The organism is Streptomyces sp. CB02980, assembly GCF_014451325.2.
Classification (GTDB): domain Bacteria; phylum Actinomycetota; class Actinomycetes; order Streptomycetales; family Streptomycetaceae; genus Streptomyces.
The window spans coordinates 20,377-43,144 of sequence record NZ_JACSCH020000021.1; the positions used below are offsets into that span (position 1 = coordinate 20,377).

Sequence of the window (22,768 nt, forward strand, 5' to 3'; positions counted from 1 at the left end):
CGTCCTCGCCGGCCGCCTCGCCCAGGCCCCGACCCTGAAGGACATCCCCGGCACCCTGTTCCTCGCCGGTGGCGCCCCGGTGACCGCCAAGGGCGCGCCGATCGCGGGCATCGGTGTCGCGGGCGCCCCCTCGGGCGACCTCGACGAGAAGTTCGCCCAGGCCGGCGTCGCCGCCCTCGGCAAGTAACCGCGGCAGCGGTCCACAGTCGGCGATGGCGCCCGGATCCCCCGCCGGGCGCCATCGCCTTTTTCCGTGTCGACCTTGCTTAGGATCGATACGTGACCCAGCGCAACCGGACGGACCGGCACCACCGGACCGGAGCAGCCGCGGGCGGCCTCGCCGCCGCCCTCACCGCCCTGGCACTCCTCGTGGGCGGCTGTACGGAGGCCACCGGCGGAGTCCGGGGGACCCCCGGGGCCGCCGGGCTGCGCGACCCGTACTTCCCGAAGCTCGGCAACGGCGGCTACGACGTCAGCCACTACGCCCTCACCCTCGCGTACGACCCCGGGACCGGGCGGCTCGACGGCACCGCCGAGATCACCGCCCGCGCCACCCAGGACCTCAGCGCGTTCAACCTCGACCTCGCCGGGCTCACCGTCGACCGGGCTTCCGTCGACGACGCGCCGGCCGCGGTCAACCGGGCCGGGAACGAGCTGACGCTCCGGCCGCGCGACGAGATCCGCGAGGGCGCGGAGTTCCGGACCACCGTCACGTACGGGGGCGTTCCCGAGCCGGTCACGGACGCGGACGGCTCCCAGGAGGGCTGGCTGCGCACCGACGACGGTGCCGTGGCGGTGGGTGAGCCGACGGGCTCGATGACCTGGTTCCCGGGCAACCACCACCCCTCCGACAAGGCCGCGTACGAGCTGACGCTCACCGTCCCGGCCGGGCTCGAAGGGCTCTCCAACGGCGTCAGGACGGCCCGCCGGACGGCGGCGGACGGCCGGGTGACGACCGAGTGGCACTCGGCCGAGCCGATGGCGAGCTATCTCGCGACGGTCGCGATCGGCCGGTACGAGACGGCGACCGCGGCGGCGACCGGGGCGCCTGGTTCCGTCCCCGTGCTCACGGCCGCCGAACGTCCGATCGCCGCCGCGACCGCCCCGCTGCGTGGCGAGATCCCCGAGATCATCGCCCGGCAGGCGCGGCGCTTCGGCCCGTACCCCTTCTCCACGGCCGGCGCGATCGTCACCGAGGACGGGACGCTCGGCTACGCCCTCGAGACCCAGACGCGGCCCGTCTTCCCGGCCGCCGCCTTCGACCGGACGACCCTGGTCCACGAGCTGGCCCACCAGTGGTTCGGGAACTCGGTGTCGCCCGCGAGCTGGCGGGACCTGTGGCTGAACGAGGGCTTCGCGACGTACGCCGAGTGGCTGTACACGGAGGAGTACGAGCACGTCCCCGCGCGGACGCACTTCGAGCGGGCCTTCGCCCAGGAGGCCAACTGGGCCTTCCCGCCGGCCGCCCCGCCCGCCGCCGAGAACCTCTTCGACCCGCCCGTGTACCAGCGGGGCGCGATGGTCCTGCACAAGCTCCGCGAGACGGTCGGGGACAGGACCTTCGACGAGATCCTGCGCGGCTGGCCCGCGAAGTACCGTCACGCCAACGCCTCCACGGACGACTTCACCGCCTACGCGGAGAGCGTGGCCGGTCGCGATCTGGACGCGCTGTGGGACGTGTGGCTGTACGGCGACGGCAGGCCGGCGCAGCCCTAGGGGGTGTCCGGCCTGATCGACCAGACACCCCCTACGGGACCAGCACGTCCTTGGCGGTCAGGCGTGGGCCGGACCAGCACAGGCGGTAGAGGTCGACCTCCGCGAGGAGGTTGCCGTTCGACCGGTAGAACACGCACTCCGTACCGGGTGGCCGGGGCGCCGAACGCGCGTCGTCCGGCGGATACGGGAAGGGGCGCGCCGGGAGCAGTTCAGCGAGCTCGGCGCGGGTCCCGCCGACGTGCAGCTCCTCGTAGCGGGACGGCGCCAGCACACCGGTGCTCAGCTGGTACGCGAGGAACACGGCGGCCGGCACGAAGAAGAGCGCCGCTCCGGCGGGTATCGCGAACGCGGCCGCGAGCCTGAGCCGGGTGCTGCGCCGCACCTGGGCGAGCCGCCGGGCCGCTTCGGACGCGGAGCCGCCGGCGTGCGGTCCGCCGCCGGTCTTCGTGCGGCTGTTCCGCCCGCTGCCGTCCTGTCCTCCGCCGTCCTGTCCTCTGACGTCCTGCCCCCTCGCGTCCTGTCCCCTGACGTCCTTCCCTGTGCCGTCCTTCCCGGCGTCGGGGTCCTCGGCGTGGTGCGGTGGGGTCGCGCGGTGCGGCAGGGTGGCGCTGACGTGGAAGCCGTCCTCGTACGGGCCGGTCCACAGGCTGCCGCCGAGGACGGTGACCCGTTCCCGCAGCCCCGCCAGACCGTGGCCGCCGGCCGGCCGGACGGCCGACGGGCCCGGCACCGGGAGGGCGTTGACGACCCGTACGCGGGTGTGGTCCCGCTCGTGGTCGTGGGTGATGCGGACCCGGACGGTGCTGCCGGGCGCGTGCTTGACGGCGTTGGTGAGGGCTTCGCGCACCACCCGGTACACCCCGCGTTCGATCAGCGGGGAGAGCACGGGCGGCGGTCCCTCGCGCTCCCACCGGACGGGGACGCCGGACGCGACCGCCCGGCCGAGGAGCGCCTCGACGGTGTCGGCGGGGGCCACGGCCGAGGGCAGGAGCGCGTCCGGCGCCGCGCGCAGCACCGTGACCGTCTCCCGCAGCTGGTCGACGGCGTCCGCGATCGTCCCGCGCAGCTCGGCCAGGTCCTCCCGGTCCCGTCCGGCCAGGGTGGGGGAGAGTTCGAGGGCCCCGGCGCGCAGTGCGGCCAGGCTGAGGGCGTGGCCGAGGGAGTCGTGCATGTCGGCGGCGATGTCGGCGCGTTCCGTCAGCCGGGCCCGCTCCGCCACGAACCGCTGCCGCTCCTCCAGGCTGCGCGCGAGCCGCCAGCCGCCGCTCACCAGCTCGGTCCGCCCGCGCCAGTACCGGCCGGCGAGCCACGGCAGGAGGAGCGCGGTCGGCAGCACCGTCAGCGTGTAGAACCACCACACCGGCCCCGCCCGCAGGACGGCGCAGACGGCGAGGGCGGCGGCCAGGCAGCCCGCGAGGACCAGCAGCGGGGTGCGCGTGCCGGCGGTCCGCACCCCGAGGAGGCAGCTCGTCGTGCCCAGGGTCAGGACGGCGACGTGCGCGGGGCTCGTGGCGTCCGCCAGGCCCGCGGCGCACAGGGCGCCGGCCAGGGCGACCGCCGCCGTCGGCCGGTGCCGGGCGAGCGGGACGACGACGGTCGCCACGAGGAGCGGGAGCACCAGGTCCCTCGCGACCGAGGGGGCCGGGTCGCCGCGGAACCAGACGACGTGGGCGCCGCACAGGGCGGCCCAGAGGGCCAGGTCGCCGAGGAGGCGCCGGGGCGCTGGGGCTGTCATCCGTCCGACGCTACGCGTCGCGCCGGAGCAGCAGGTAGCGGCCCGTCAGATGGGCGGCCAGCGCCCAGGCGGCCAGGAGCAGGACCGCCACGCCCGGGGGATGGGGAGTGCCGGGGCCGCCGCGCATGAGGTGGGTTCCCACGCTGTGCGGGAGCAGGTCGTGGACGGCGAGCAGGGCGGGGCCGCCCAGCGCCAGGAGGGTGGTCGGCAGCGCCCAGAGCAGGGTGACGAGCACGGTGAGTGCTCCGGCGGCGTGTCGGGTGGCGAAGGACACGCCCACGGTGAGGACGGCGACGAAGGCGTAGTAGCCGCCGACGGCGAGGGTCTGACGGGTGGCCGTGGCGGCGTCGAAGGAGGCGTGGCCGGAGAACGGGGCCCAGGCCACCGCCATGCCCAGGACCGCGCTCACGGTGCCGGCGGCGAACGAGACCGCGGCGGTGAGCAGGGCCTTGGCGAGCAGGACCCGGTGCCGGACGGGCACCCAGAGGAGCGAGGCGCGGATACCGGTGGTCGTGTACTCGCTGGTCACCGTGGTCATGGCCAGGACGACGACGGCGAACTGGACGAGGACGGCGGAGGAGACGGGGGCGTTGCCGAGAGGCTGGACGGGGTCGGCGTCGATGCGGGCGATCGAGCCGTAGTAGTAGGTGAACACCCCGGTGACCGCGAGGGCCGTGAGCAGACAGATGTACGGGGCGCGGACCGACCACAGCTTGGTCCACTCGGCGCCGAACGCCCCGGCGAGGCCGGCGCGTCCCGGGCTCGCGTCCGTGCGTCCCCTGGCCGGCGGGCCTTCCGTCGGGCCGCCCTCCGGCGGACGGCCGTCCGTGGTTCCGTTACGCGTACGGGTCGTGTTCACCGTTCTCGCCTCCCGTCACGTACTCGACGCTCCGCGCCGTCAGTTCCATGTACGCCTCCTCCAGGGAGGCCCCGACCTCGCTCAGCCGGTGCAGTCGGATGCCGTGCCGGTGGGCGAGGTCGCCGACCAGGGCGGCGCTCCGGCCCCGGACGACGACCGTCCCGGGGGCCGCCGATGTCTCCGCCTCCACCGTCACTCCGGGCTCGGCCGCGAGGTGGCGGACGAGGACGGACCGTTCTCCGGGGTCGGGCACCTCGGCCCGTACGGACGCGCCGGCGCCGCCCGCCAGGAAGTCGGCCATCGGGGTGTCGGCGAGCAGCCTGCCCCGGCCGATGACGACGAGGTGGTCGGCCGTCAGCTGCATCTCGCTCATCAGATGACTGGAGAGGAAGACCGTGCGGCCCTGGGCGGCCTGCCCGCGCACGAGTCGGCGCATCCAGCGCACGCCGTCGGGGTCGAGGCCGTTGACGGGTTCGTCCAGGACGAGCGTCGGGGGGTCGCCGAGCAGCGCCCCCGCCACGCCGAGACGCTGGAACATGCCGAGCGAGTACGAACCGGCCCGGCGGCGCGCCGCCTTGGCGAGGCCCACCAGGTCCAGGACCTCGTCGACCCGGCGTACCGGGATGCCGTTGCTGCGGGCCTGCGCGACCAGGTGGGAGCGGGCCGTACGGGTCGGGTGCACGGCCTTGGCGTCGAGGAGCGCGCCGACCTCGCGGACCGGGTGGCGCAGCGCCGCGTAGGGCCTGCCGTCGATGAGGGCGGAGCCCCGGGTGGGGTGGTCGAGGCCCAGGATCATCCGCATCGTGGTGGACTTCCCGGCGCCGTTGGGGCCGAGGAAGCCGGTCACCTTCCCTTCCCGGACGTCCAGGGTGAGGCCGTGCACGGCGGTCGTGCCGCCGTACCGTTTCGTGAGTTCTCTGAGTGCGATCACGGGATGGACGCTAGGAGCGGGTGCCGGGGCGGCGCATGGGGCGTTCGGCAGCGACCTCCTTCCCTTCGTCAGGGGTACGGCCCCTGCCTCCGGCCGTAGGCTCGACCGGTGGAAGAGAGCGCAGCAGCCCGCCGTCCGGTCCGTGTCCTGGTGGCGGACGACGAGGCGATGGTCCGGGCCGGGGTGCGGGCCATCCTGGCCCGGGACGAGCGGGCGGAGGTGGTCGCGGAGGCCGCCGACGGGCACGAGGCCGTCGAGCTGACCCGCCGTCACCGCCCCGACGTGGTCCTCCTCGACATCCGGATGCCGGGCCTCGACGGCCTTGCGGCGGCGGTGCGGATCCACCGCGTGCAGCCGACGGCCGGCGTGATCATGCTGACGACCTTCGGGGAGGACGCGTTCATCTCACGCGCGCTCGAAGAAGGGGCCAGCGGCTTCCTGCTGAAGGCGGACGACCCCCGGGAGCTCCTTCACGGGGTGCAGGCGGTGGGCGCGGGCGGGGCGTATCTGTCGCCGAGGGTGGCCGCCCGCGTCATCGCGGGCCTGCGCGCCCACCGGGCGGCCCGGCCCCACCGCCCTCTCGGCCACCTGACGCCACGGGAGCGGGACGTGCTCGCGGGGCTCGGCGCCGGGCTCTCCAACGCGGAGATCGGTGCCCGGCTCCATCTGGTCGAAGGCACCGTGAAGGCGCACGTCAGCGCGGTCCTCGCCAAGCTCGGGGCCAGGAACCGGGTGGAGGCCGCCATCACCGCGCACGAGGCGGGACTGGTCCCGCCGATGAAACCGGAAGGAAACCGATGAACACCCAAGTGCGGAAACGCGTCTCGGCCTACGCGATCGTCGTCGAGCAGGAGCAGCTGCTCCTGACTCGTCTGTCGGAGGCCTCGCCGGTCTTCGAGCCCGGTCTCTGGCACCTCCCGGGCGGCGGGATCGACCCCGGCGAGCAGCCGGTGGAGGCACTGGCGCGCGAGCTGTACGAGGAGACGGGCCGGGTGCTCACCGGGGCCCGGCTGGTCGACGCCCGTACGTACACGGCCACCCGGAAGGGTGTGACCTGGCACCTGGTGGCGGTCTTCTACGCGGTGGAGCTCCGTCCCGGTGATCCCCTGGCCGTCACCGAGACGGACGGCAGTACGGAGGCCGTCGCGTGGCGGCCGCTGACCGGGCCGGTGGAAGAGCTCTCCCCGGCGGCGGCCGACGCGCTCTCCCTGGTGGGGGTCAGGCCAGGGCCTTCCGCATGACCACGCACGCGCGGCCATGGGCGAGGTCCGGGCGGCGGTCGGTCTCCTCGTAGCCGAGGGAGGTCCAGAAGGCGAGGGCCTTCGGGTTGTTCTCCAGGACGGCGAGCCGCAGGCCCGTACGGCCCTCGGCGCGGAAGCGCTCCTCGACGTACGCGGCGAGCCGGCGTCCGTGGCCCGCGCGCCGTTCGTCCCCGTGGACCATGAGCAGTCCGAGCCACGGTTCGGGTTCCGCCGGGTCGGGGTGGCGGCCGAGGGTGACGGCGACGGCGACGAGCCGGCCCTCGGAGCGGGCGAGCAGGACCTCGGCGGTGGGCCGGGCGAGTTCGTCGGCGAGGGCGGCCGCGACCTGCTCGGGCCGGATGTCGGACGGGTCCGGGAAGTCGCCGCTCAGCTGCTGGAACTCCTCGTTCGAGGCGTACAGCGCGGTGAGTTCGGTGAGCAGCGGGCCGGGGAGGGCCGCACCGTCCTCCAGGGCCTTGGGGGCGAGGGCTTCGACGATCACGCGGCAAGGGTAGAGCCCCGGCGGAAAAACCCGGCCGGGGCTCAAGGGTGCTGCGGGGGCGTCGGTCAGAGGTTGACGCCGAAGTCGCGGGCGATGCCCTCGAGGCCCGAGGCGTAGCCCTGGCCGACCGCGCGGAACTTCCACTCGGCGCCGTTGCGGTACAGCTCGCCGAAGACCATGGCGGTCTCGACGGCGGCGTCCTCGGAGAGGTCGTAGCGGGCGAGCTCGGCGCCGCCGGCCTGGTTCACGATGCGGATGTAGGCGTTGCGCACCTGGCCGAAGTTCTGCGAGCGGTTGACCGCGTCGTAGATGGAGACCGGGAAGACGATCTTGTCGACGGTCGGCGGGAGGCCCGCGAGGTTGACGTTGATCTGCTCGTCGTCGCCGCCGCCCTCGCCGGTGCGGTTGTCACCGGTGTGGACGATGGTCTGGTCCGGCGTCGCCTTGTTGTTGAAGAAGACGAAGTGGGCGTCGGAGGCGACCTTGCCTGCGGCGTCCACGCCGATCGCCGAGGCGTCGAGGTCGAAGTCGGTGCCGGTGGTGGTGCGGACGTCCCAGCCGAGGCCCACGGTGACAGCGGCGAGGCCCGGGGCCTCCTTGGTCAGAGAGACGTTGCCGCCCTTGGACAGGCTCACAGCCATGGAAAGTCCCTTTCATCGTGGTGTCTTCGCCTGGAGAAACGCGTGGTGCCCCCGGACGGTTCCCGGCGCCCTCCCGGCGAAAACAGGATGACTCCGATGGCCCCCTGCGGGGAATATGGAGGGCATGTCCGGTCCGTATCCCATCCGCGGCTCCGTCTCGCTCCCCGAGGCCGAGCTCCAGTGGCGTTTCTCGCGTTCCTCGGGCCCGGGCGGTCAGCATGTGAACACCAGCGATTCCCAGGTCGAGCTGCGCTTCGACCTCGCGGCCACCGACGCGCTGCCCGAGGTGTGGAAGGCCCGCGCCCTCGAGCGCCTCGCCACCCGCCTGGTGAACGGCGTCGTGACGGTCCGCGCCTCGGAGCACCGCTCCCAGTGGCGCAACCGCGAGACGGCGGCGGTGCGGCTCGCCGCGCTGCTCGCCGAGGCGACGGCCCCGCCGCCGAAGCCCCGCCGTCCGACGAAGATCCCCCGCGGTATCAACGAGCGCCGGCTGCGCCAGAAGAAGCAGCGCTCGGAGACGAAGCGGACGCGCCAGTCCCGCGACTGGGGCTGAGCCGGCCCCGTACCGCCGTACGTCCCGGGCTCAGGACAGGTTCCGGTACTTCCCCTGGTAGTACGTCAGCGGCCCGCCGCCCGCCGCCCCGGCGTCCACCGTCAGGACCCGGCCCACCACGAGCGTGTGGTCGCCGGCCACGACCCGGCTCTCCGTACGGCACTCCAGGGTCGCCAGTGCGCCGCCCATGAGCGGGGCGCCGCTCTCCTCGCCGCGGGTGTACGGCAGGTCGGCGAAGAGGAGCCGGTCGCTGACGCGGTTCTTCATGGCGAAGCGTCCGGCGATGTGCCGCTGGTTCTCGCCGAGGAGCGACACCGCCCAGACGGGTACGTCGGTGAGCAGGTCGTCCATGCGGGAGCCGTTGCGCAGGCTGACCAGGACCAGGGGCGGGTCGAGGGAGACCGACACGAAGGCCGTGGCGGTCATGCCGACGTCCTCGCCGCGCGGGCCGTCGTCGGGGTCGTGCGCGGTCACCAGCACCACGCCGGCCGCGAGGCGGGACATCGCCGCCCGGAACTCGTCGTTGCTCACCCCCTCAGCATGGGGGATGGCCAGATCGGACACGGGGGGCGAGGTCGGAGTCTTCTGCAGCACACCCGCACGCTAATCCCGGCCGTTCGGGTGCCGCATCGGGCCGGGGGACCAGGCCGCCACCCCCGCCGGTCCTAGGACCCGCGACCCGCGGCGGGCGCGACCCGCGGCGACCGGCGGCGACCCGCCATGACCTGCTGTGACTTGAGTCACAGCGACCAGTATTTGCTGACCCTGTGTACCGGGTGCGCAGCTCGCTGTGATTCAGTGGCAGTGACAGTGCAATACGAACGGTGACTGTGCAACACGAAGCCGATGAGAACCCTGGAGTTGCTGTCGAGGTCTCGGGGAGAGCGAGCGATGGAGACCGAGTCGGAGCCGTACGTCCGTCTCTCGACCCTGCGGCAGCTGCATCAGGTCGTGGCGGACCTCAACACTGCGCGCAGCCTGGCGGACACCCTGCAGACCGTCGCCGACGGTGTGGTCGCCGGTCTCAACTACGAGCTTGCCTGCGTCAACCTCGTACGCCCCGACGGTGACCTCGTCGTCGCCGCCTTCGCCGGCAGCTCCGCCGCCGAGGCCCTGATCACCGGCCGGGTCGGCTCCCGCGCCTCCTGGGACCGCCGCCTGTCCATGGCGACCGCCTGGGGCGACCTGCGGTTCATCCCGCACACCGAGGGCTGGGTGCTGATGGAGGACGACGTCCCCCAGTGGCACACCGACGGCCCCGCACCCCGCTTCGAGGACGAGTGGCACCCGCACGACCGTCTCTACGCCCCCATGTACTCGCCCAGGATCGGCTCCGCCCGCCCGGGGGGAGCCCCGCCCGGCTCCGGCCGTGAGCTCCTCGGCGTCATATCCGTCGACCGTCCGCGCAACGGCCGGCATCCGGGCCCCTGGGGCCAGGAGGCGCTCCAGATGTACGCCTCCCAGTCGGCGATCGCCATCAGCAACGCCCGGCTCCGCTCCAACATGCAGCGCGCCCTCGTCCGCCTGGAGCGGGAGCAGCAGGCGCTCCGCGCCAGCGAGGAGTCCTTCCGGCAGGCCTTCGAGTACGCCCCCTCCGGCATGGCCATCGCCGAGATGGGCGGCGACCAGCACGGCCGGCTCCTGCGCACCAACGACGCCCTGTGCCGGCTCCTCGGCCGGCCCGCCGCCGCCATGCGGCGCTACTCCTTCGCCGACCTCGTCCACCCCGAGGACATAGGGACGCTGCTGCGGACCTCCGCCGAGGGCGGCCGGGCCGAGCTGCGGCTCGGGCGGCGCGACGGCACGTACGTATGGGTGTCCCTCCGCAACTCGGTCGTCGCCGACGCGGCCGACGGCCCCCGCTTCCTCCTCACCCACGTCGAGGACATCGAGGAGCGCAAGCGGCACGAGCTCCAGCTCGCCCACCGTGCCTCGCACGACGCCCTCACCGGCCTCCCCAACAGCGCCGAGCTGCGCTCCCGGCTCTCCGCCCGGCTGTGCGAGCGCCCGGCGGCCCACGTGTCGGTCGACCAGGCCGCGGGGTACGGCGGGGGGTACGAGTCGGGGCGGGACGGCGGCTACGGGGCGGGCTACGAGACGGGGTACGACCAGGGGCACGCCGATCAGCCCGGCCAACCCGCGGCGCACGCCGGCTATGACTCCGGCGGCTCGGGTGGTTCCGGTCACTCCGGCTACGAGTCGCCGTACGAGCACGAACACGAGCACGGCTTCGGTTTCGAGCCGGCGGGCGTCGGCCCGTACGACCACCACGTCCACATGGTGGCCCCCTCGGGCGGTGACATCGACGACGGCACCAAGGGCCTCGCCGTCCTCTTCTGCGACCTCGACGGCTTCAAGTCGATCAACGACCGCTTCGGGCACCACACCGGTGACGCGGTGCTCATCGAGGTCGCGCGCCGCCTCACCACCGGGGTCCGCGACGGTGACACGGTCGCCCGGCTCGGCGGTGACGAGTTCGTCGTCCTCGCCGACGGTCTCGGCGCGGCCGACGCCGCCGACCTGGCCGTACGCCTGCGCAACGCGATCATTCCGCCGATCCGGGTGGACGGCCGGGCGGTCCGGGTCGGGGCGAGTTTCGGCATCGGATGGGCCGAATGCGGGATGACCGTGGAAGAGGTCCTGAACTCCGCCGACCAGCGGATGTACGTGGAGAAACGCTCCCGCGCCAAGGTCCACCGCCGCGCCGGCTGAGGCTCCTGACACGCCCGGGGCCGCTTCGGGGGCTGGTCCGTTCGGGGTAGGCTCGGCCGGTCGGCGACGGCTGGCGAGCATGGAGAGGAACCCGGATGGCTGCCGGTAACGACGGCGCGAACAAGCCCGAGAACGACGACCCGTTCGGCTACCTGTACGAGGACGGTCAGGCCGCGGGCGCCCAGCCCCCCGGTGGGGGTGGCTACGGCTATCCCGGCCCCGCCGCGGCTCAGCCCGGCGTGCCCCGGACCTCGTACAACCAGGTCAGAACGGTCGGCGAGCGCCAGTACGGCGGTCAGCAGCACGCGCAGCCCTACGTACCGCCGCAGCAGCAGGCCCCGTACGGCCAGCCGCAGGCGCAGTACGCCGCCCCGGAGACCTACGGCGGCCCGCCGACCCGGCAGGGCCCCCCGCCGCAGCACCACCACGGTGGCGGCTCCGGTCGCGGCCCCAACACCCGGGGCATCCTCATCGGCGCGGTCGCGGTCGTCGCGGTCGTCGTGGTGGGCATCGCGGCCGCGGTGATCACGAACTCGGGCAAGGACGACGACAAGGACAAGCAGGCGGGCACCGGCGGCACCACCGCGACCGCGCCGGTGAAGCCGTCCGATGAGCCCAGCACCGAGCCGAGCCCGGACGAGACCCCGGCCGAACTCCCGAAGCAGGACGCGGCCACGCTGAAGCTGGGCGGCAGCGCGGGACTCGCCACGGACGTCAAGGGCGCCGAGGGCTCGAACGGCACGTACGTCGCGGGCTTCAACCAGGTCGGTTCCTCGGTGACCTGGAAGGCGAACATGCCGGAGGCGGGGAAGTACGCCCTGACCGTGCGCTACGCCATCCCCGCCGTGGACGCCAACGCCACCCTGACGGTGAACGGCAAGCCGAACTCCTCGCCCCTCGGCCTGAAGAACTTCATCCACTCCTCGGACCCGAACCTGGAGAAGAACTGGCAGACCACCTGGGCGCCGGTCGACCTCCAGAAGGGCGAGAACGAGATCAAGATCTCGTGCGAGACGGGCAATCAGTGCGACGTGCTGCTCGACTGGCTCGAGGTAGGGCCGCCGAAGAAGTCCTAGTCGGTCCTCGGCCGGCCGTGTGTCACGGCCGGTCCGGTTCCTCGGTGACCTTCACGCGGGGCAGCAGCTCCTCGTAGGCCGCTCGGTCGAACTCGCCGGCCACCGGGGAGAGCACCGTCGCCGCCGAGAGGGCGACCGCGCGGGACAGGCGGTCGGGCCACGGTGTGCCGTCGACCAGGCCCGACAGCAGGCCGGCGACGGCCGAGTCGCCCGCGCCCGTCGGGTTGCCCTTCACGGCGGCCGGCGGGGCCGCGCGCCACAGGCCCTCGGGGGTCGCGGCGAGCAGGCCTTCGGGGCCGAGCGAGGAGACGACCGTCCGGGCGCCGCGGCCCCGTGCCTCGCGGGTCGCGCGCAGCGGGTCGCGGGTGCCGGTGAGCTGGGCGAGTTCGTCCGCGTTGGGCTTGACGAGGTCCGGGCGGGCGGCGATGCCGCGCCGGAGGGGTTCGCCGCTGGTGTCGAGGAGGACGGGGACTCCGGCCGTACGGGCGAGGCGGACGAGTTCCGCGTACGCGCCGACGTGGATGCCCGGCGGGAGGCTGCCGCAGAGGGCGACCGCCGCGGCGCCGTCGAGGAGCGCGGTGAAGCGGGTGCGGAAGACGGTCCACTCGGCGGCGGTGACGGTGGGGCCCGGTTCGTTGAGCTGGGTGGTGTCGCCGGTCGTGGTGTCGACGATCGCGACGGTACGGCGGGTGGGGCCCGCGGTCTCGACGAGCTCGTCGCGGACCGGGGTCGCGGCCAGCTGCTCGCGGAGCACGTTGCCGGTGGCGCCGCCCGCGAAGCCGGTGGCGACGGTCTCGTGGCCGAGCGCGGCGAGTACCCGGGCGACGTTGAGGCCCTTGCCGCCGGGGCGCTCGATGACCTGGGTGACCCGGTGGGAGGCGTGCGGGGTGAGGGCGGGGACCCGATAGGTCAGGTCCACCGCCGTGTTGAGGGTGACCGTGAGGATCATCTGACCAACCCCCGTACTCCGTGTGAAGTCCTGCGGAACGCGCGCTCCGACGGGCACTGATCATGCCAAACGAAAGGCGGTTGGCCCAGACCCCCGGCCCACCGCCCTTCCGTGTGATTCCTGATCAGAAGCGTGCTCAGACCTTCGGGTCGACGATCCACTCGCCCTTGCGCATGACGCCCTTGAGGTTGAACTCGGCGTCCAGGACCACGATGTCGGCGTCCTTGCCGGGCTCCAGGGAGCCGACGCGGTCGTACACGCCGAGCAGCCGGGCCGGGTTGGCGGAGATCGCCTGGACGACCGACTCGACGGGGAGGCCGTCGATGGTGGCGGCACGCTTGAAGGCGCGGTCCAGGGTGAGGGTGGAGCCGGCGATGGAGCCGCCCTCGACGAGGCGGGCGACGCTGTCCTTCACCTCGACCTCCAGGGGGCCGAGCATGTAGCGGCCGTCGCCGAAGCCGGCGGCGTCCATGGCGTCGGTGATGAGGGCGACGCGTTCGGCGCCCGCGTGGTGGAAGGCGAGCTCCAGGGCGGCGGGGTGGAGGTGGGTGCCGTCGTTGATGAGCTCGACGGTGATCCGCTCGTCCTCCAGGAGGGCGGCGATCGGGCCGGGCGCGCGGTGACCGAGGGCGGGCATCGCGTTGTAGAGGTGGGTGGCGACGGTGGCGCCGGCGTCGATGGCCTCGACGGTCTGCTCGTAGCTGGCGTCGGTGTGGCCGATGGCGGCGATCACGCCGTGCTCGGCGAGCAGGCGTACGGAGTCGATGCCGCCGGGCAGTTCGGTGGCCAGGGTGACCATCTTGGCCTGGCCGCGGGCGGCGTCGATCAGCTTGCGGACGTCGGCCGGGTCGGGGTCGCGGAGCAGCGTCTCGTCGTGGGCGCCCTTGCGGCAGGGGGAGATGAAGGGGCCCTCGAAGTGGAGGCCGGCGATCTCGCCCTGTTCGGCCAGCTCGGAGAGCAGCCCGGCCCGCTGGGTGAGGAAGTCCATCTCGCCGGTGACGAAGGAGGCGACGACGGTGGTCGTGCCGTGCAGCCGGTGGGTGTGGACGCCCTTGAGGACCTCGTCGACGGTGCCGGAGGTGAAGGACGCGCCGCCGCCGCCGTGGTTGTGCATGTCGACGAAGCCGGGGACGAGCCAGTGCCCGGTCAGGTCGAGGGTCTCGGCGCCTTCTCGGCAGCTCCCGACAATGCGCTCGCCTTCGACGATCACACGTCCGTTCTCGACGATCCCGGTGGGCAGCACGACGTGTGCGCCGGCGAGAACCTTGTGATCGGCCATCAGGCGGAAACCTCCGAGTCGGTGGGGCGCTGGGGGCGCTGGTCGGCGAGCAGGTCCCAGGCGAGGAGGCCCGCGCCCAGGCATCCGGCGGTGTCCCCGAGGGCCGCCGGGACGATGGCGGGCAGCTTCTGGAACGTGACTCGCTCCTCCACCGCGGCCCGAAGTGGTGTGAACAAGGTTTCCCCGGCCTCGGCGAGTCCGCCACCGATGATGAGCGTGCGGGGGTCCAGCAGGGTGAGGGCGGTGACCAGGCCGTCCGCGAGGGCGTCGACGGCGTCCTGCCAGACCCGGAGGGCGGCGGCGTCGCCGGACTCGACGGCCTTGGCGCAGTCGGCGGCGTCGGCCTTCGGGTCGCCGCTCGCCTCGGCCCAGGCCTGGGAGACGGCGGAGGCGGAGGCGTACCGCTCGAGGCAGCCGCGCTGGCCGCAGCCGCAGACGGTGCCGCCGGGTCGGACGACGATGTGGCCGATCTCGCCGGCGTAGCCGTGGGCGCCGGCCTCGATGCGGTCGCCGATGCCGATGGCGCCGGCGATGCCGGTGCCGAGGGGCACGAAGAGGAAGCGGTCGGCGCCGTTGCCCGCGCCGATGCGGCCTTCGGCGAGGCCGCCGGTGCGGACGTCGTGGCCGAGGGCGACGGGGATGCCGTCGAGTCTGCCGCTGAGGAGTTCGCGCATGGGAACGTCGTGCCAGCCGAGGTTGGCGGCGTAGACGGCGATGCCGTTCTCCGCGTCGACGATGCCGGGGACGGCGACTCCGGCGGCCGCCGCGGGCTCGCCGTACCGCTCCTGGCCGAGGGCGCGGAGCTCGGCGGCGAAGCCGAGGATCGTCTCCACGACGGCCTCGGGGCCGCGGTCGCGTCCGGTGGCGCGGCGGGCCTCGTGGAGCAGGGTGCCGTCCGCCCCGACGAGGGCGGCCTTCATGCCGGTGCCGCCCACATCCAGGGCGATGACGTGTCTCACGGGTGACAGTTTGGCCCTCGGGGACCCAAAAGGTCTAGTCCACTGCCGAGGATTGTTGCGTACGGATACAAATTCGGGTCCCGTCATGGGCCCATCGTCCCGGTGACGTTGCGGAAGTGATACCCGAGTGGTGTAGACCTCATACCCGCGCACGCGAGAGACTTACGGCCCTGCGCAGAGCAAACGTGCGGCTCGATGCAGCTCAACGACGAGCAAAAGGTGGATGAAGCCGTGGAGCGGCGACGATTCCTTGGATTGACCGCGGCCGTCGCCGCACTCGGACTGACCGCCACGGTCGCCGGCTGTGGCTCCCTCGGAGGCGACTCCGGCGACGTGACCCTGAGACTGGTCGCGGCCGACTACGACCTCACCGGCGGCGACACCACCAAGAAGTACTGGGCCGACCTCGTCGCCGCCTTCGAGGCCGGCCACCCCGGCGTCAAGGTCGAGGTGCAGGTCGAGTCCTGGGACGACGTCGACCGCAAGGTCGCCGAGATGGTCAAGGCCGACAAGGCCCCCGACATCGCGCAGATCGGCGCCTACGCCGACTACGCGGCCGCCGGCCAGCTCTACGCCGCCGACGAACTGCTCTCCATACCCGTCCAGTCCAACTTCCTCGCGCCGCTCGTCGACGCCGGGGAGCACAAGCGGACCCAGTACGGGCTGCCCTTCGTCGCCTCCACCCGGCCGCTGTTCTACAACAAGGGCCTCTTCGACGAGGCCGGTGCCAAGGCGCCCACCACCTGGGACGAGCTCGCCGAGGCCGCCGAGAAGCTGAAGAAGAAGGGTGTCCGCACCCCCTTCGCGCTGCCCCTCGGCCCCGAGGAGGCCCAGGCCGAGGCCCTGATGTGGATGCTCAGCGGCGGCGGTGGCTGGACCGACGGCACCGACCACTACGCGGTCGACTCCGACGCCAACATCAAGACCTTCGACTGGCTCAAGAAGAACCTCGTCGGCAAGGGCCTCACCGGGCCCGTCGCCCCCGGCAAGCTCAACCGCAAGGCCGCCTTCGCCGCCTTCGCGAACGGCCAGGTCGGCATGCTCAACGGCCACCCCTCGCTCCTCAAGGAAGCCGCCAAGAAGGGCGTCGAGGTGGGCCAGGTCCCGCTGCCGGGCGCCGACGGCCAGGCCGAGGCCGCCATGGGCGTGGCCGACTGGATCATGGGCTTCAAGCAGAGCGGTCACCGCAAGGAGATCGGCGACTTCCTCAACTTCGTCTTCAGCGACGAGAACGTCCTGAAGTTCGCCGGCGACAACGACCTCCTGCCGGTCACCGTCACCGCCTCCACCCGCATGGAGACCGAGCCCGAGCACGCCAACCTGCGCGTCTTCCTCAAGACGCTCCCGGAGAGCCAGCTCCCGCCGGTCGGCAAGACGTCCTGGGCCAAGGTCAGCGAGAACGTCAAGCAGAACATCGGCAGGGCCGTCTCTCCGGCCGGGGTCCCCGCCGAGGTCCTCGGGGCGATCGGACGGGCGGCGACGGCGGCGGAGAACGCCGAGTAGGAGGCCCGCGCGACCGGGCGGCCACGGTGCCGAGGAGCGCCGGGTAATAGGTTGGTCGCATGACCGAGGAGCGGGAAGCGGCCGACAGCGGCGACGAGGGCGGGCTCGGTGAGCGCGAGCAGGCCCTTCTTGCCGTCGAGCGCCGCTCCTGGCCCGGCCCCGGTGCCAAGGAGCGCGCGGTCCGCGAGAGCCTCGGGCTCTCCCCGACCCGCTACTACCAGCTGCTCAACGCCCTCCTGGACGACCCCAGGGCCCTCGCCCACGACCCGGTGACGGTGAACCGGCTGCGGCGGGTGCGCGAGGAGAAACGATGGCGGCGGTGAAGCAGGCTTCGCCCAGGCCGGTGGGGGCTGAGGCCGGACCTTTCGGCGGGGCGCTCGGCTGAGGTCGGTCGTCGTCGTCGGGAGGGTGCTGAGGGATCGCGTCGCACCCAGGTCGGCCGGGGGCGGCGTCGTGCTTCGGCGAAGGCCGTACCGCCGGTTGCCGGGCGCCGTCTTGTTCGTGGCCCTGACGCGGGCGGCGTGCGTGGGTAGGGTCGGGAGCATGGTCAGCCTTCCGCACCCGACCACATCCGCCGGCCGCGACGGTCTGGCCGCGCTGCTCGCGCGGCCCGCGAAGGCCGTCGTCGCCCTCGACTTCGACGGCACCCTCGCCGAGATCGTCCCCGACCCCGAACGGGCCCGCGCCCACCCCGGCGCCGTCGAGGCGCTCGCCGCCCTCGCCCCCGCGGTCGCCTCCGTGGCCGTCGTGACCGGCCGCCCCGCCGGGGTCGCCGTCCGGTACGGCGGCTTCGCCGGCGTCCCCGGCCTGGAGCACCTCGTCGTCCTCGGCCACTACGGCGCCGAACGGTGGGACGCCGTCTCCGGCACCGTCCGGGCCTCCGCCCCGCACCCGGGCGTCGCCTCCGTCCGCGCCGAGCTCCCCGGCTTCCTCGACCGGGCCGGCGCCTGGCCGGGCGTCTGGATCGAGGAGAAGGGCCGCGCCGTCGCCGTCCACACCCGCCGCGCCCTCGACCCGGAGGGCGCCTTCGAGGCCCTCAAGGGCCCGCTGGGCGACCTCGCCACCCATCACGGCCTCGTCCTGGAGCCCGGCCGCATGGTCCTGGAGCTGCGGCCGCCGGGCATGGACAAGGGCGTCGCGCTCGCGGAGTACGTACGGGAGGTGGGCGCCGGGTCCGTGCTCTACGCGGGCGACGACCTGGGCGACCTGCCGGCCTTCGCCGCCGTCGAGAAACTCCGCTCCGACGGCACGCCGGGGCTGCTGGTCTGCAGCGGCTCGACGGAGGTCCCGGAGCTGGCCGACCGCGGGGACCTGGCGGTGCCGGGCCCGCCGGGGGTGGTGGAGTTCCTGGGGGCGCTCGCGGAGGCGGTACGGGAGGCCTGAGCCGGGTCGGGTCCCGTCAGCCCTTCCGTACGAGCAGGTCCACCAGGCTGGTCGCCTCCTCCCCGGCGCCGCTCGCGGCGAGCCCGCGGCGCATCAGCTCGAAGTAGGGCCGGATCAGCTCCGGGCTGACGCCCTGGTCCTCGGCGGTGGTCAGGAAGGTCGGCGTGCCGGCCACCTGCATCGCCAGGTTGGAGGCCGCGTCGTCGTACTCGCCGCTCGCCAGCCGGCGAGCGGTCCCGTCGACCATCGGACCGGTCATCGCCCTGACCCAGTCCCCGAGCACGGGGGCGAACGCGACCGGATCGATGTCCTCCCGCCGGATCAGGGCGAAGGCGTGCGCGACCCCCGCGAACATCCCGTACATCGCGCTCAGCAGGGCCACGTCGTGCAGGGCCGCGAAGCCCGCGTCCTCGCCGACGTAGGTGGTGCCGACCGGTACGGCGAGGGACTCCCGGTGGAGCTCGAACAGCTCCCGCGAGCCGCTGTAGAAGACATAGCCGCCGGCCTCCGGGACCCCGACCATCGGCGGGACGGCCATGATGCCGCCGTCCAGGTAGCGGGCGCCGCGCTCCTCGGTCCACGCGGCGCGGGCCCGGGCCTGGGCGGGGGTCGTGGTGGTCAGGTTGACCAGGTCCTTGCCGGTCAGGTCGACGCCGTCCAGGGTCGTCTCCACCGAGGCGTCGTCGAGGAGGCAGACGATGACGAGGGTGCTCGCCGCGACCGCCTCGGCCGCGCTGTCCGCGACCTTCGCGCCCTCGGCGGCCGCCGCCTCCGCGCGGGCCGGGGTGCGGTTCCAGACGGTGAGCGGATGTCCGGCGGCGAGCCAGGTACGGGCCAGGGCGGTGCCCATCGCTCCGAGGCCGAGGAGGGTGACGGGGGTCTTCCGATGCGGGTTCGCTGTCATGACCACAAGGCTGCTCCAGGGCTCTGACCTGCTCAAGTACCCACTTGGAAGTGGGTGGTTACCCTGAGGTGAGCGAACAGGTCAGGAGGGTGGGGCACATGGCGACGCTGAACCGGCCCGGAACCGAGGACGGCCACGTCTGCGGGATCGACGCCGCGATGGAGGTCATCGGCGGCAAGTGGAAGGTGCTCATCCTGTGGGCGCTGCACCAGCGGCCGCACTGCCGCTTCGGCGAGCTGCGGCGGCTCGTCCCGGGCATCACGGAGAAGGTCCTGGCCTCGCATCTGCGGGAGCTGGAGGCGGACGGCATCGTGGACCGGGTCTCCTACGAGGAGGTCCCGCCCCGCGTCGAGTACGCCCTCACGAAGGACGGCATCCGCCTCAACGAGGCCCTCGCGCCCCTGGCGATGTGGGGGAGGGAACGGGCCGCCTCCTAGCTCTCCTCCCGCAGCGCCTCCAGCTGGTTCAGGAACCAGCGCTGCGGGGGCAGGGACGTCGCCGCCGCCGCGAGCCGCTTCGTGCGGTCGGCGCGTTCGGACAGGGGCATCGTCAGGGCGGTGTGGAGGGCCTCGGCGGTCTCCGAGACGTCGAAGGGGTTCACCGCGAGGACGTCCTCCCGCAGCTCCTTGTACGCGCCCGCGCCCGTCGACAGGACGAGCGCGCAGCCCGCGTCCGAGACCACCGGTATCTCCTTCGCGACCAGGTTCATGCCGTCGCGCACCGGGTTGACCAGGGCCACGTCCGCCAGCCGGTACGCGGCGAGGGAGCGGGTGAAGTCGTCCTCCACGGAGACGATCACCGGCTGCCAGTCGGCCGTGCCGAACTCCGCGTTGATCTCGGCGGCCAGTTCCGTCACCGAGGTCGTGTACGCGCGGTACGACTCCAGGTCCTGCCGGGAGGGGTACGCCGAGGCCAGGTGGACCACCCGGTCGCGCCACTCCGGGTGGACGGTGAGCAGCTCCCGGTAGGCGAGGAGGCCGCGCAGGATGTTCTTCGACAGTTCCGTGCGGTCGACGCGGACGATGGTCCTGCGCTCGCCCACCTCGGCGCGGAGCCGGGCGAGGGCCTCGTCCACCTCGGGGCGGTGGGCCAGGGCCCGCAGCTCGTCGGCGTCGACGCCCAGGGGGTACGCCCGGACCCGGGTGCGGCCCTTCCCGACGCCGTGGCGGCGCCACTCGACCCCGTGCCAGGGGTCGCCGCTGGGCCAGACGCCCTGGGACGTGCCGGTCGAGTCGTCGCGCTGCGAGCAGCAGCTGATGAAGAACGACGCCCATCCCCAGGTGTGGAAGCCCAGCTCGTCGGCGCCGAGCATGCCCCACAGGAGCTCCTCGACGATGTCGTCCGGCACCATGCGCAGGTACTCGGAGGACACCCACGGCGTGTGCGTGAAGTGCCCGATCCGCAGGTCGGGGCGGATCTCCCGCAGCATCCCGGGGACGAGCGCCAGGTGGTAGTCCTGCACCAGGACCGCCGCGCCGTCGTCGGCCTCGGCGGCCAGGGCCTCGGCGAAGGCGCGGTTGTAGGCGCGGTACGACTCCCAGCGGCGCCGGAACTCCGCGTCGAAGACGGGCTCGCGGGGGGTGTCGTACAGGTGGTGGTGGAGGAACCAGAGCACCGAGTTCGCGATGCCGTTGTACGCGTCGGCGTACACCTCCGGGTCGATGTCGAGCATCCGGACGCCCGGCTCGCCGATGCCGCGCCGGACGGCCTCCCGGTCGCCCTCGCCGAGTGCCGCGCAGACCCACAGGCTGTCCTGCGAGGAGACGGCGCTCAGCCCGGAGACCAGGCCGCCGCCGCCCCTGCGGGTGTCGAGCTCACCGTCCTCGCCGCGCACGTACGAGACGGGTCCCCGGTTGGATGCCACGAGCACAGATGCCATGGGGCGAACCTAGCCCGTCCGGTAAACGCTCAAACGTACGTATACGAGACGGGTGGATCCGGCCACGGAGGGTGGCCGGACCTCCGGAGGGCCGTCAGTTCTCGCGCCGGCCGCGCATCGCCGCCTTCGCGACCAGGCCGGTCGCCGCGAGGGCGAGGCCCAGGGCGCCCAGCAGCCACAGCCGCTCGCCGTTGCCGCCGGTCTCGGCCATCGAGCCGCCGCCGCCGGTCTCGGCCATCGAGCCGCCGCCGGCGTTCCCGTGCGGTCCCGGGGCCGGGGGCGCGGGGGTGGTCGCGGCGGGGGTCGGGGTGGGCGTGGGCTCGGCCGGGGTCGGCGTCGGGTCCACGGGGGTGGGTGTGGGGTCCACCGGTGTCGGGGTCGGATCCACCGGGGTCGGTGTCGGCCTGGGGGTCGGCTTCGGCTTCTGGAGCTTCGGGGTCGCCGAGCAGGCCGGGTCCTCGCTGCCGTCTCCGCAGTTGGAGCGGGGTGTCTCGACCTCCACGCGGTTGCGGAGCCGCCCGTCTCCGGTCGGCGGGTTCCTGATCTTCACCGAGTAGGTGACGGTCGCCGTCTTCCCGGCCGGGATGGTCCCCGCGTACCCGATCCTCGGTGCCGTGTACGTCGCCGTGCCCAGGTTCGTCCGCACGTCGCCCCGGTAGTCGGCGTCGTCGAGGTTCCCGGTGAGGTCGTCGCTGAACTCGGCGTTCGGGTAGTCGAGCGCGCTGACGTTCTTCGCGGTGATCGTGTACGTCAGCGTGTCGCCCGGCTTCACCGTGCGCGGGCTCGCCGTCTTGGTGATCTCCAGGTCGGGGACCGGCACGGAGAAGGCCAGCGCGGAGGGCACGTAGGTGTCGCCGCGCGTCGAGAAGGTCAGATCGGCCGAGGTGGCGCCCTGCGGGACGGCGCCGTCGGGGATGTCGAAGGCCTTCGCGTCGATGCTCAGGTTGTCGACCAGGTCGGGGGTGACGGCACCGTCGTCCTCGCTGATGAAGAAGTTGTCGGTGTTGCCCGTGTGGGCCTCGGTGACCTTCCTGCCGTCGACGAGGAAGGTGTCACCCGGGGTGTTCCCGTCGCCCTCGTACGCGGTGACGCTCGCCCGCGCCTTGCCGCCGCTCCGGTGGAAGCCGTCCACGGTGATCGTGGTCGCGGGGGAGGTCGAGCGCTGGAGGACGTGCCCGCCGTACACGTACACGTTCCGCCGCTCGGGCGCGCGGACCGGGTCGGGACCCGGGAACCTGTGGACGACGGTCAGCGACCAACCCGCCACGCAGCCCTTGCCGTTGGGCGCCCAGATGTTGCCGACGGCCACCTGTGCGTCCGTCCCCGACGTGCCCGCGAAGGCGGCCGTCACGTCCGACTCGCCCGTGTAGTAGTGCGGGCCGTCGGTGTCGGCCGGGTCGGCGACCATGCTGTCGATCGAGACCGGCGTCGCGGCGCCCGCGCCGACCTTGATCACCGGGGCGGTCGTCGTGGGGTCGCCGGGCGAGCGCTCGACATCGGCGCCGGAGATGTCGCAGCGCTTCAGCCGCGCCCCGCTCGGCCCCTTGTACGTGCCGTCGTTGCCACCCCAGAAGAGCCGGGCGTACGCCACCTCCGCGCCCGCCGGGATCCGCACACGGCCGGTGCTGGAGCCGTATGCGCTCCCCGGGGCGCCGGCATCGATCCGCCGCATCACGAAGGTGTTGTTGTTGTCCGAGCCCTGGCCGCGCGCCGCGGCCGCACAGCGGGCGGCCAGGTCGGCGGGGGCGGTCGGACAGCCCATGACCGTGTTGCCGATGGTCGCGAAGTCGCCGTACAGCGACTCGTCGTACCGCTTGCCGAACGGCTCGACCACGTCCGCCGCGGCCGGCCCCGCCGCGGTGAACGCGAGCGAGCCCGCCGTCAGTCCGACGGCCACGACGGCCGCGAGCACCCTGCCCAGGTGATGTTGTCTGAAGCGCATGAAA

Annotated in this window: 23 protein-coding genes; 11 read left to right on the forward strand and 12 right to left on the reverse strand. The window is 73.3% G+C overall.

Features of this window, described 5'->3' with window-relative positions:
- Positions 1-187 (forward strand): heme-binding protein (locus E0F75_RS33060; RefSeq protein WP_229314649.1); only part of this gene is annotated, 187 nt, incomplete at its 5' end.
- Between the two features lie 92 nt (positions 188-279).
- Complete coding sequence (locus E0F75_RS33065) at positions 280-1,716, forward strand: M1 family metallopeptidase (RefSeq protein WP_229314650.1); 1,437 nt, start codon at positions 280-282, stop codon at positions 1,714-1,716.
- Positions 1,717-1,747: 31 nt separating this feature from the next.
- Here the strand turns inward: E0F75_RS33065 and E0F75_RS33070 are convergent, their stop codons facing one another.
- Genes E0F75_RS33070 through E0F75_RS33080 form a run of 3 tightly spaced genes read right to left on the reverse strand, consistent with a single transcriptional unit; the run spans position 1,748 to position 5,241 of the window.
- Positions 1,748-3,451 (reverse strand): sensor histidine kinase, encoded by a 1,704-nt coding sequence (locus tag E0F75_RS33070; RefSeq protein ID WP_229314651.1) that lies wholly within the window; start codon positions 3,449-3,451, stop codon positions 1,748-1,750.
- Between the two features lie 10 nt (positions 3,452-3,461).
- The gene (locus E0F75_RS33075; protein WP_229314652.1) at positions 3,462-4,310 is read right to left on the reverse strand and encodes an ABC transporter permease; all 849 of its coding nucleotides are present in this window, start codon (positions 4,308-4,310) and stop codon (positions 3,462-3,464) included.
- Positions 4,288-5,241 (reverse strand): ABC transporter ATP-binding protein, encoded by a 954-nt coding sequence (locus E0F75_RS33080; RefSeq protein ID WP_229314653.1) that lies wholly within the window; start codon positions 5,239-5,241, stop codon positions 4,288-4,290. Before E0F75_RS33080 ends, E0F75_RS33075 begins: the two co-directional genes overlap by 23 nt.
- Positions 5,242-5,349: 108 nt before the next feature.
- Between E0F75_RS33080 and E0F75_RS33085 the strand changes: the two genes are divergently transcribed.
- Both E0F75_RS33085 and E0F75_RS33090 read left to right on the forward strand, forming a co-directional pair.
- Entirely contained in the window at positions 5,350-6,042 is a 693-nt protein-coding gene (locus E0F75_RS33085; RefSeq protein ID WP_308189624.1) for a response regulator transcription factor, read from the forward strand.
- Positions 6,039-6,482, forward strand: a complete 444-nt coding sequence (locus E0F75_RS33090; RefSeq protein WP_229314654.1) for an NUDIX hydrolase — start codon at positions 6,039-6,041, stop codon at positions 6,480-6,482. The genes E0F75_RS33085 and E0F75_RS33090 overlap by 4 nt, the downstream gene beginning before the upstream one ends.
- Here the strand turns inward: E0F75_RS33090 and E0F75_RS33095 are convergent.
- Positions 6,460-6,984, reverse strand: coding sequence for an N-acetyltransferase (locus E0F75_RS33095; protein ID WP_229314655.1), 525 nt, complete (start codon positions 6,982-6,984; stop codon positions 6,460-6,462). The two genes, E0F75_RS33090 and E0F75_RS33095, sit on opposite strands and share 23 nt — an antisense overlap.
- Before the next feature lie 65 nt (positions 6,985-7,049).
- Positions 7,050-7,625 carry a TerD family protein gene (locus E0F75_RS33100; RefSeq protein ID WP_229314656.1) on the reverse strand — a complete coding sequence of 192 codons (576 nt, stop codon included), beginning with the start codon at positions 7,623-7,625 and terminating at the stop codon, positions 7,050-7,052.
- A 115-nt stretch (positions 7,626-7,740) separates the two neighbouring features.
- Between E0F75_RS33100 and arfB the strand changes: the two genes are divergently transcribed.
- Positions 7,741-8,178 carry an alternative ribosome rescue aminoacyl-tRNA hydrolase ArfB gene (arfB, locus tag E0F75_RS33105; RefSeq protein WP_229314657.1) on the forward strand — a complete coding sequence of 146 codons (438 nt, stop codon included), beginning with the start codon at positions 7,741-7,743 and terminating at the stop codon, positions 8,176-8,178.
- Positions 8,179-8,208: 30 nt separating this feature from the next.
- On the opposite strand, the gene E0F75_RS33110 is transcribed toward arfB, so the two are convergent.
- Positions 8,209-8,772 (reverse strand): flavin reductase family protein, encoded by a 564-nt coding sequence (locus tag E0F75_RS33110; RefSeq protein ID WP_229314658.1) that lies wholly within the window; start codon positions 8,770-8,772, stop codon positions 8,209-8,211.
- A gap of 297 nt (positions 8,773-9,069) precedes the next feature.
- Here E0F75_RS33110 and cdgB point away from each other — a divergent pair, with 297 nt between their 5' ends.
- Both cdgB and E0F75_RS33120 read left to right on the forward strand, forming a co-directional pair.
- Positions 9,070-10,890, forward strand: a complete 1,821-nt coding sequence (cdgB, locus tag E0F75_RS33115) for a diguanylate cyclase CdgB (RefSeq protein WP_229314659.1) — start codon at positions 9,070-9,072, stop codon at positions 10,888-10,890.
- Positions 10,891-10,985: 95 nt separating this feature from the next.
- Positions 10,986-11,966: a CBM35 domain-containing protein gene (locus E0F75_RS33120; protein WP_229314660.1), complete on the forward strand. Its 981-nt coding sequence runs from the start codon at positions 10,986-10,988 to the stop codon at positions 11,964-11,966.
- A gap of 22 nt (positions 11,967-11,988) precedes the next feature.
- On the opposite strand, the gene E0F75_RS33125 is transcribed toward E0F75_RS33120, so the two are convergent.
- The 3 genes from E0F75_RS33125 to E0F75_RS33135 all read right to left on the reverse strand — a co-directional run bounded on the left by E0F75_RS33125 (position 11,989) and on the right by E0F75_RS33135 (position 15,153).
- Positions 11,989-12,915, reverse strand: coding sequence for a 1-phosphofructokinase family hexose kinase (locus E0F75_RS33125; protein ID WP_229314661.1), 927 nt, complete (start codon positions 12,913-12,915; stop codon positions 11,989-11,991).
- A gap of 136 nt (positions 12,916-13,051) precedes the next feature.
- Complete coding sequence (gene nagA / locus E0F75_RS33130) at positions 13,052-14,194, reverse strand: N-acetylglucosamine-6-phosphate deacetylase (RefSeq protein ID WP_229314662.1); 1,143 nt, start codon at positions 14,192-14,194, stop codon at positions 13,052-13,054.
- Entirely contained in the window at positions 14,194-15,153 is a 960-nt protein-coding gene (locus E0F75_RS33135; protein WP_229314663.1) for an ROK family protein, read from the reverse strand. The genes nagA and E0F75_RS33135 overlap by 1 nt, the downstream gene beginning before the upstream one ends.
- Positions 15,154-15,348: 195 nt before the next feature.
- Between E0F75_RS33135 and E0F75_RS33140 the strand changes: the two genes are divergently transcribed.
- From E0F75_RS33140 to otsB, 3 genes are all read left to right on the forward strand, one after another.
- A complete protein-coding gene (locus E0F75_RS33140) occupies positions 15,349-16,656 on the forward strand; it encodes an ABC transporter substrate-binding protein (RefSeq protein ID WP_229314664.1) in 1,308 nt (435 codons plus the stop codon).
- Between the two features lie 59 nt (positions 16,657-16,715).
- The gene (locus E0F75_RS33145) at positions 16,716-16,979 is read left to right on the forward strand and encodes a DUF3263 domain-containing protein (RefSeq protein WP_229314665.1); all 264 of its coding nucleotides are present in this window, start codon (positions 16,716-16,718) and stop codon (positions 16,977-16,979) included.
- A gap of 220 nt (positions 16,980-17,199) precedes the next feature.
- Entirely contained in the window at positions 17,200-18,039 is an 840-nt protein-coding gene (gene otsB / locus E0F75_RS33150; RefSeq protein WP_229314666.1) for a trehalose-phosphatase, read from the forward strand.
- A gap of 16 nt (positions 18,040-18,055) precedes the next feature.
- Here otsB and E0F75_RS33155 read toward each other — a convergent pair whose 3' ends face one another.
- Entirely contained in the window at positions 18,056-18,943 is an 888-nt protein-coding gene (locus tag E0F75_RS33155) for an NAD(P)-dependent oxidoreductase (protein WP_229314667.1), read from the reverse strand.
- Between the two features lie 98 nt (positions 18,944-19,041).
- Between E0F75_RS33155 and E0F75_RS33160 the strand changes: the two genes are divergently transcribed.
- Entirely contained in the window at positions 19,042-19,380 is a 339-nt protein-coding gene (locus tag E0F75_RS33160) for a helix-turn-helix domain-containing protein (RefSeq protein ID WP_229314668.1), read from the forward strand.
- Here the strand turns inward: E0F75_RS33160 and E0F75_RS33165 are convergent.
- Positions 19,377-20,822 carry a trehalose-6-phosphate synthase gene (locus E0F75_RS33165; RefSeq protein WP_229314669.1) on the reverse strand — a complete coding sequence of 482 codons (1,446 nt, stop codon included), beginning with the start codon at positions 20,820-20,822 and terminating at the stop codon, positions 19,377-19,379. The two genes, E0F75_RS33160 and E0F75_RS33165, sit on opposite strands and share 4 nt — an antisense overlap.
- 94 nt (positions 20,823-20,916) lie before the next feature.
- Complete coding sequence (locus tag E0F75_RS33170; protein WP_229314670.1) at positions 20,917-22,764, reverse strand: DUF11 domain-containing protein; 1,848 nt, start codon at positions 22,762-22,764, stop codon at positions 20,917-20,919.
- Between the last annotated feature and the right edge of the window lie 4 nt (positions 22,765-22,768).

Excerpts from the sequence above, each read along its gene's own strand:
- E0F75_RS33100 (WP_229314656.1), bottom strand. The coding sequence starts at position 7,625 with ATGGCTGTGAGCCTGTCCAAGGGCGGCAACGTCTCTCTGACCAAGGAG.
- arfB (WP_229314657.1), top strand. The coding sequence starts at position 7,741 with ATGGAGGGCATGTCCGGTCCGTATCCCATCCGCGGCTCCGTCTCGCTC.
- E0F75_RS33125 (WP_229314661.1), bottom strand. The coding sequence starts at position 12,915 with ATGATCCTCACGGTCACCCTCAACACGGCGGTGGACCTGACCTATCGG.
- E0F75_RS33145 (WP_229314665.1), top strand. The coding sequence starts at position 16,716 with ATGACCGAGGAGCGGGAAGCGGCCGACAGCGGCGACGAGGGCGGGCTC.
- E0F75_RS33155 (WP_229314667.1), bottom strand. The coding sequence starts at position 18,943 with ATGACAGCGAACCCGCATCGGAAGACCCCCGTCACCCTCCTCGGCCTC.
- E0F75_RS33070 (WP_229314651.1), bottom strand. The coding sequence starts at position 3,451 with ATGACAGCCCCAGCGCCCCGGCGCCTCCTCGGCGACCTGGCCCTCTGG.
- E0F75_RS33120 (WP_229314660.1), top strand. The coding sequence starts at position 10,986 with ATGGCTGCCGGTAACGACGGCGCGAACAAGCCCGAGAACGACGACCCG.
- E0F75_RS33170 (WP_229314670.1), bottom strand. The coding sequence starts at position 22,764 with ATGCGCTTCAGACAACATCACCTGGGCAGGGTGCTCGCGGCCGTCGTG.
- E0F75_RS33140 (WP_229314664.1), top strand. The coding sequence starts at position 15,349 with ATGCAGCTCAACGACGAGCAAAAGGTGGATGAAGCCGTGGAGCGGCGA.
- E0F75_RS33160 (WP_229314668.1), top strand. The coding sequence starts at position 19,042 with ATGGCGACGCTGAACCGGCCCGGAACCGAGGACGGCCACGTCTGCGGG.
- cdgB (WP_229314659.1), top strand. The coding sequence starts at position 9,070 with ATGGAGACCGAGTCGGAGCCGTACGTCCGTCTCTCGACCCTGCGGCAG.
- otsB (WP_229314666.1), top strand. The coding sequence starts at position 17,200 with ATGGTCAGCCTTCCGCACCCGACCACATCCGCCGGCCGCGACGGTCTG.
- E0F75_RS33165 (WP_229314669.1), bottom strand. The coding sequence starts at position 20,822 with ATGGCATCTGTGCTCGTGGCATCCAACCGGGGACCCGTCTCGTACGTG.
- nagA (WP_229314662.1), bottom strand. The coding sequence starts at position 14,194 with ATGGCCGATCACAAGGTTCTCGCCGGCGCACACGTCGTGCTGCCCACC.
- E0F75_RS33090 (WP_229314654.1), top strand. The coding sequence starts at position 6,039 with ATGAACACCCAAGTGCGGAAACGCGTCTCGGCCTACGCGATCGTCGTC.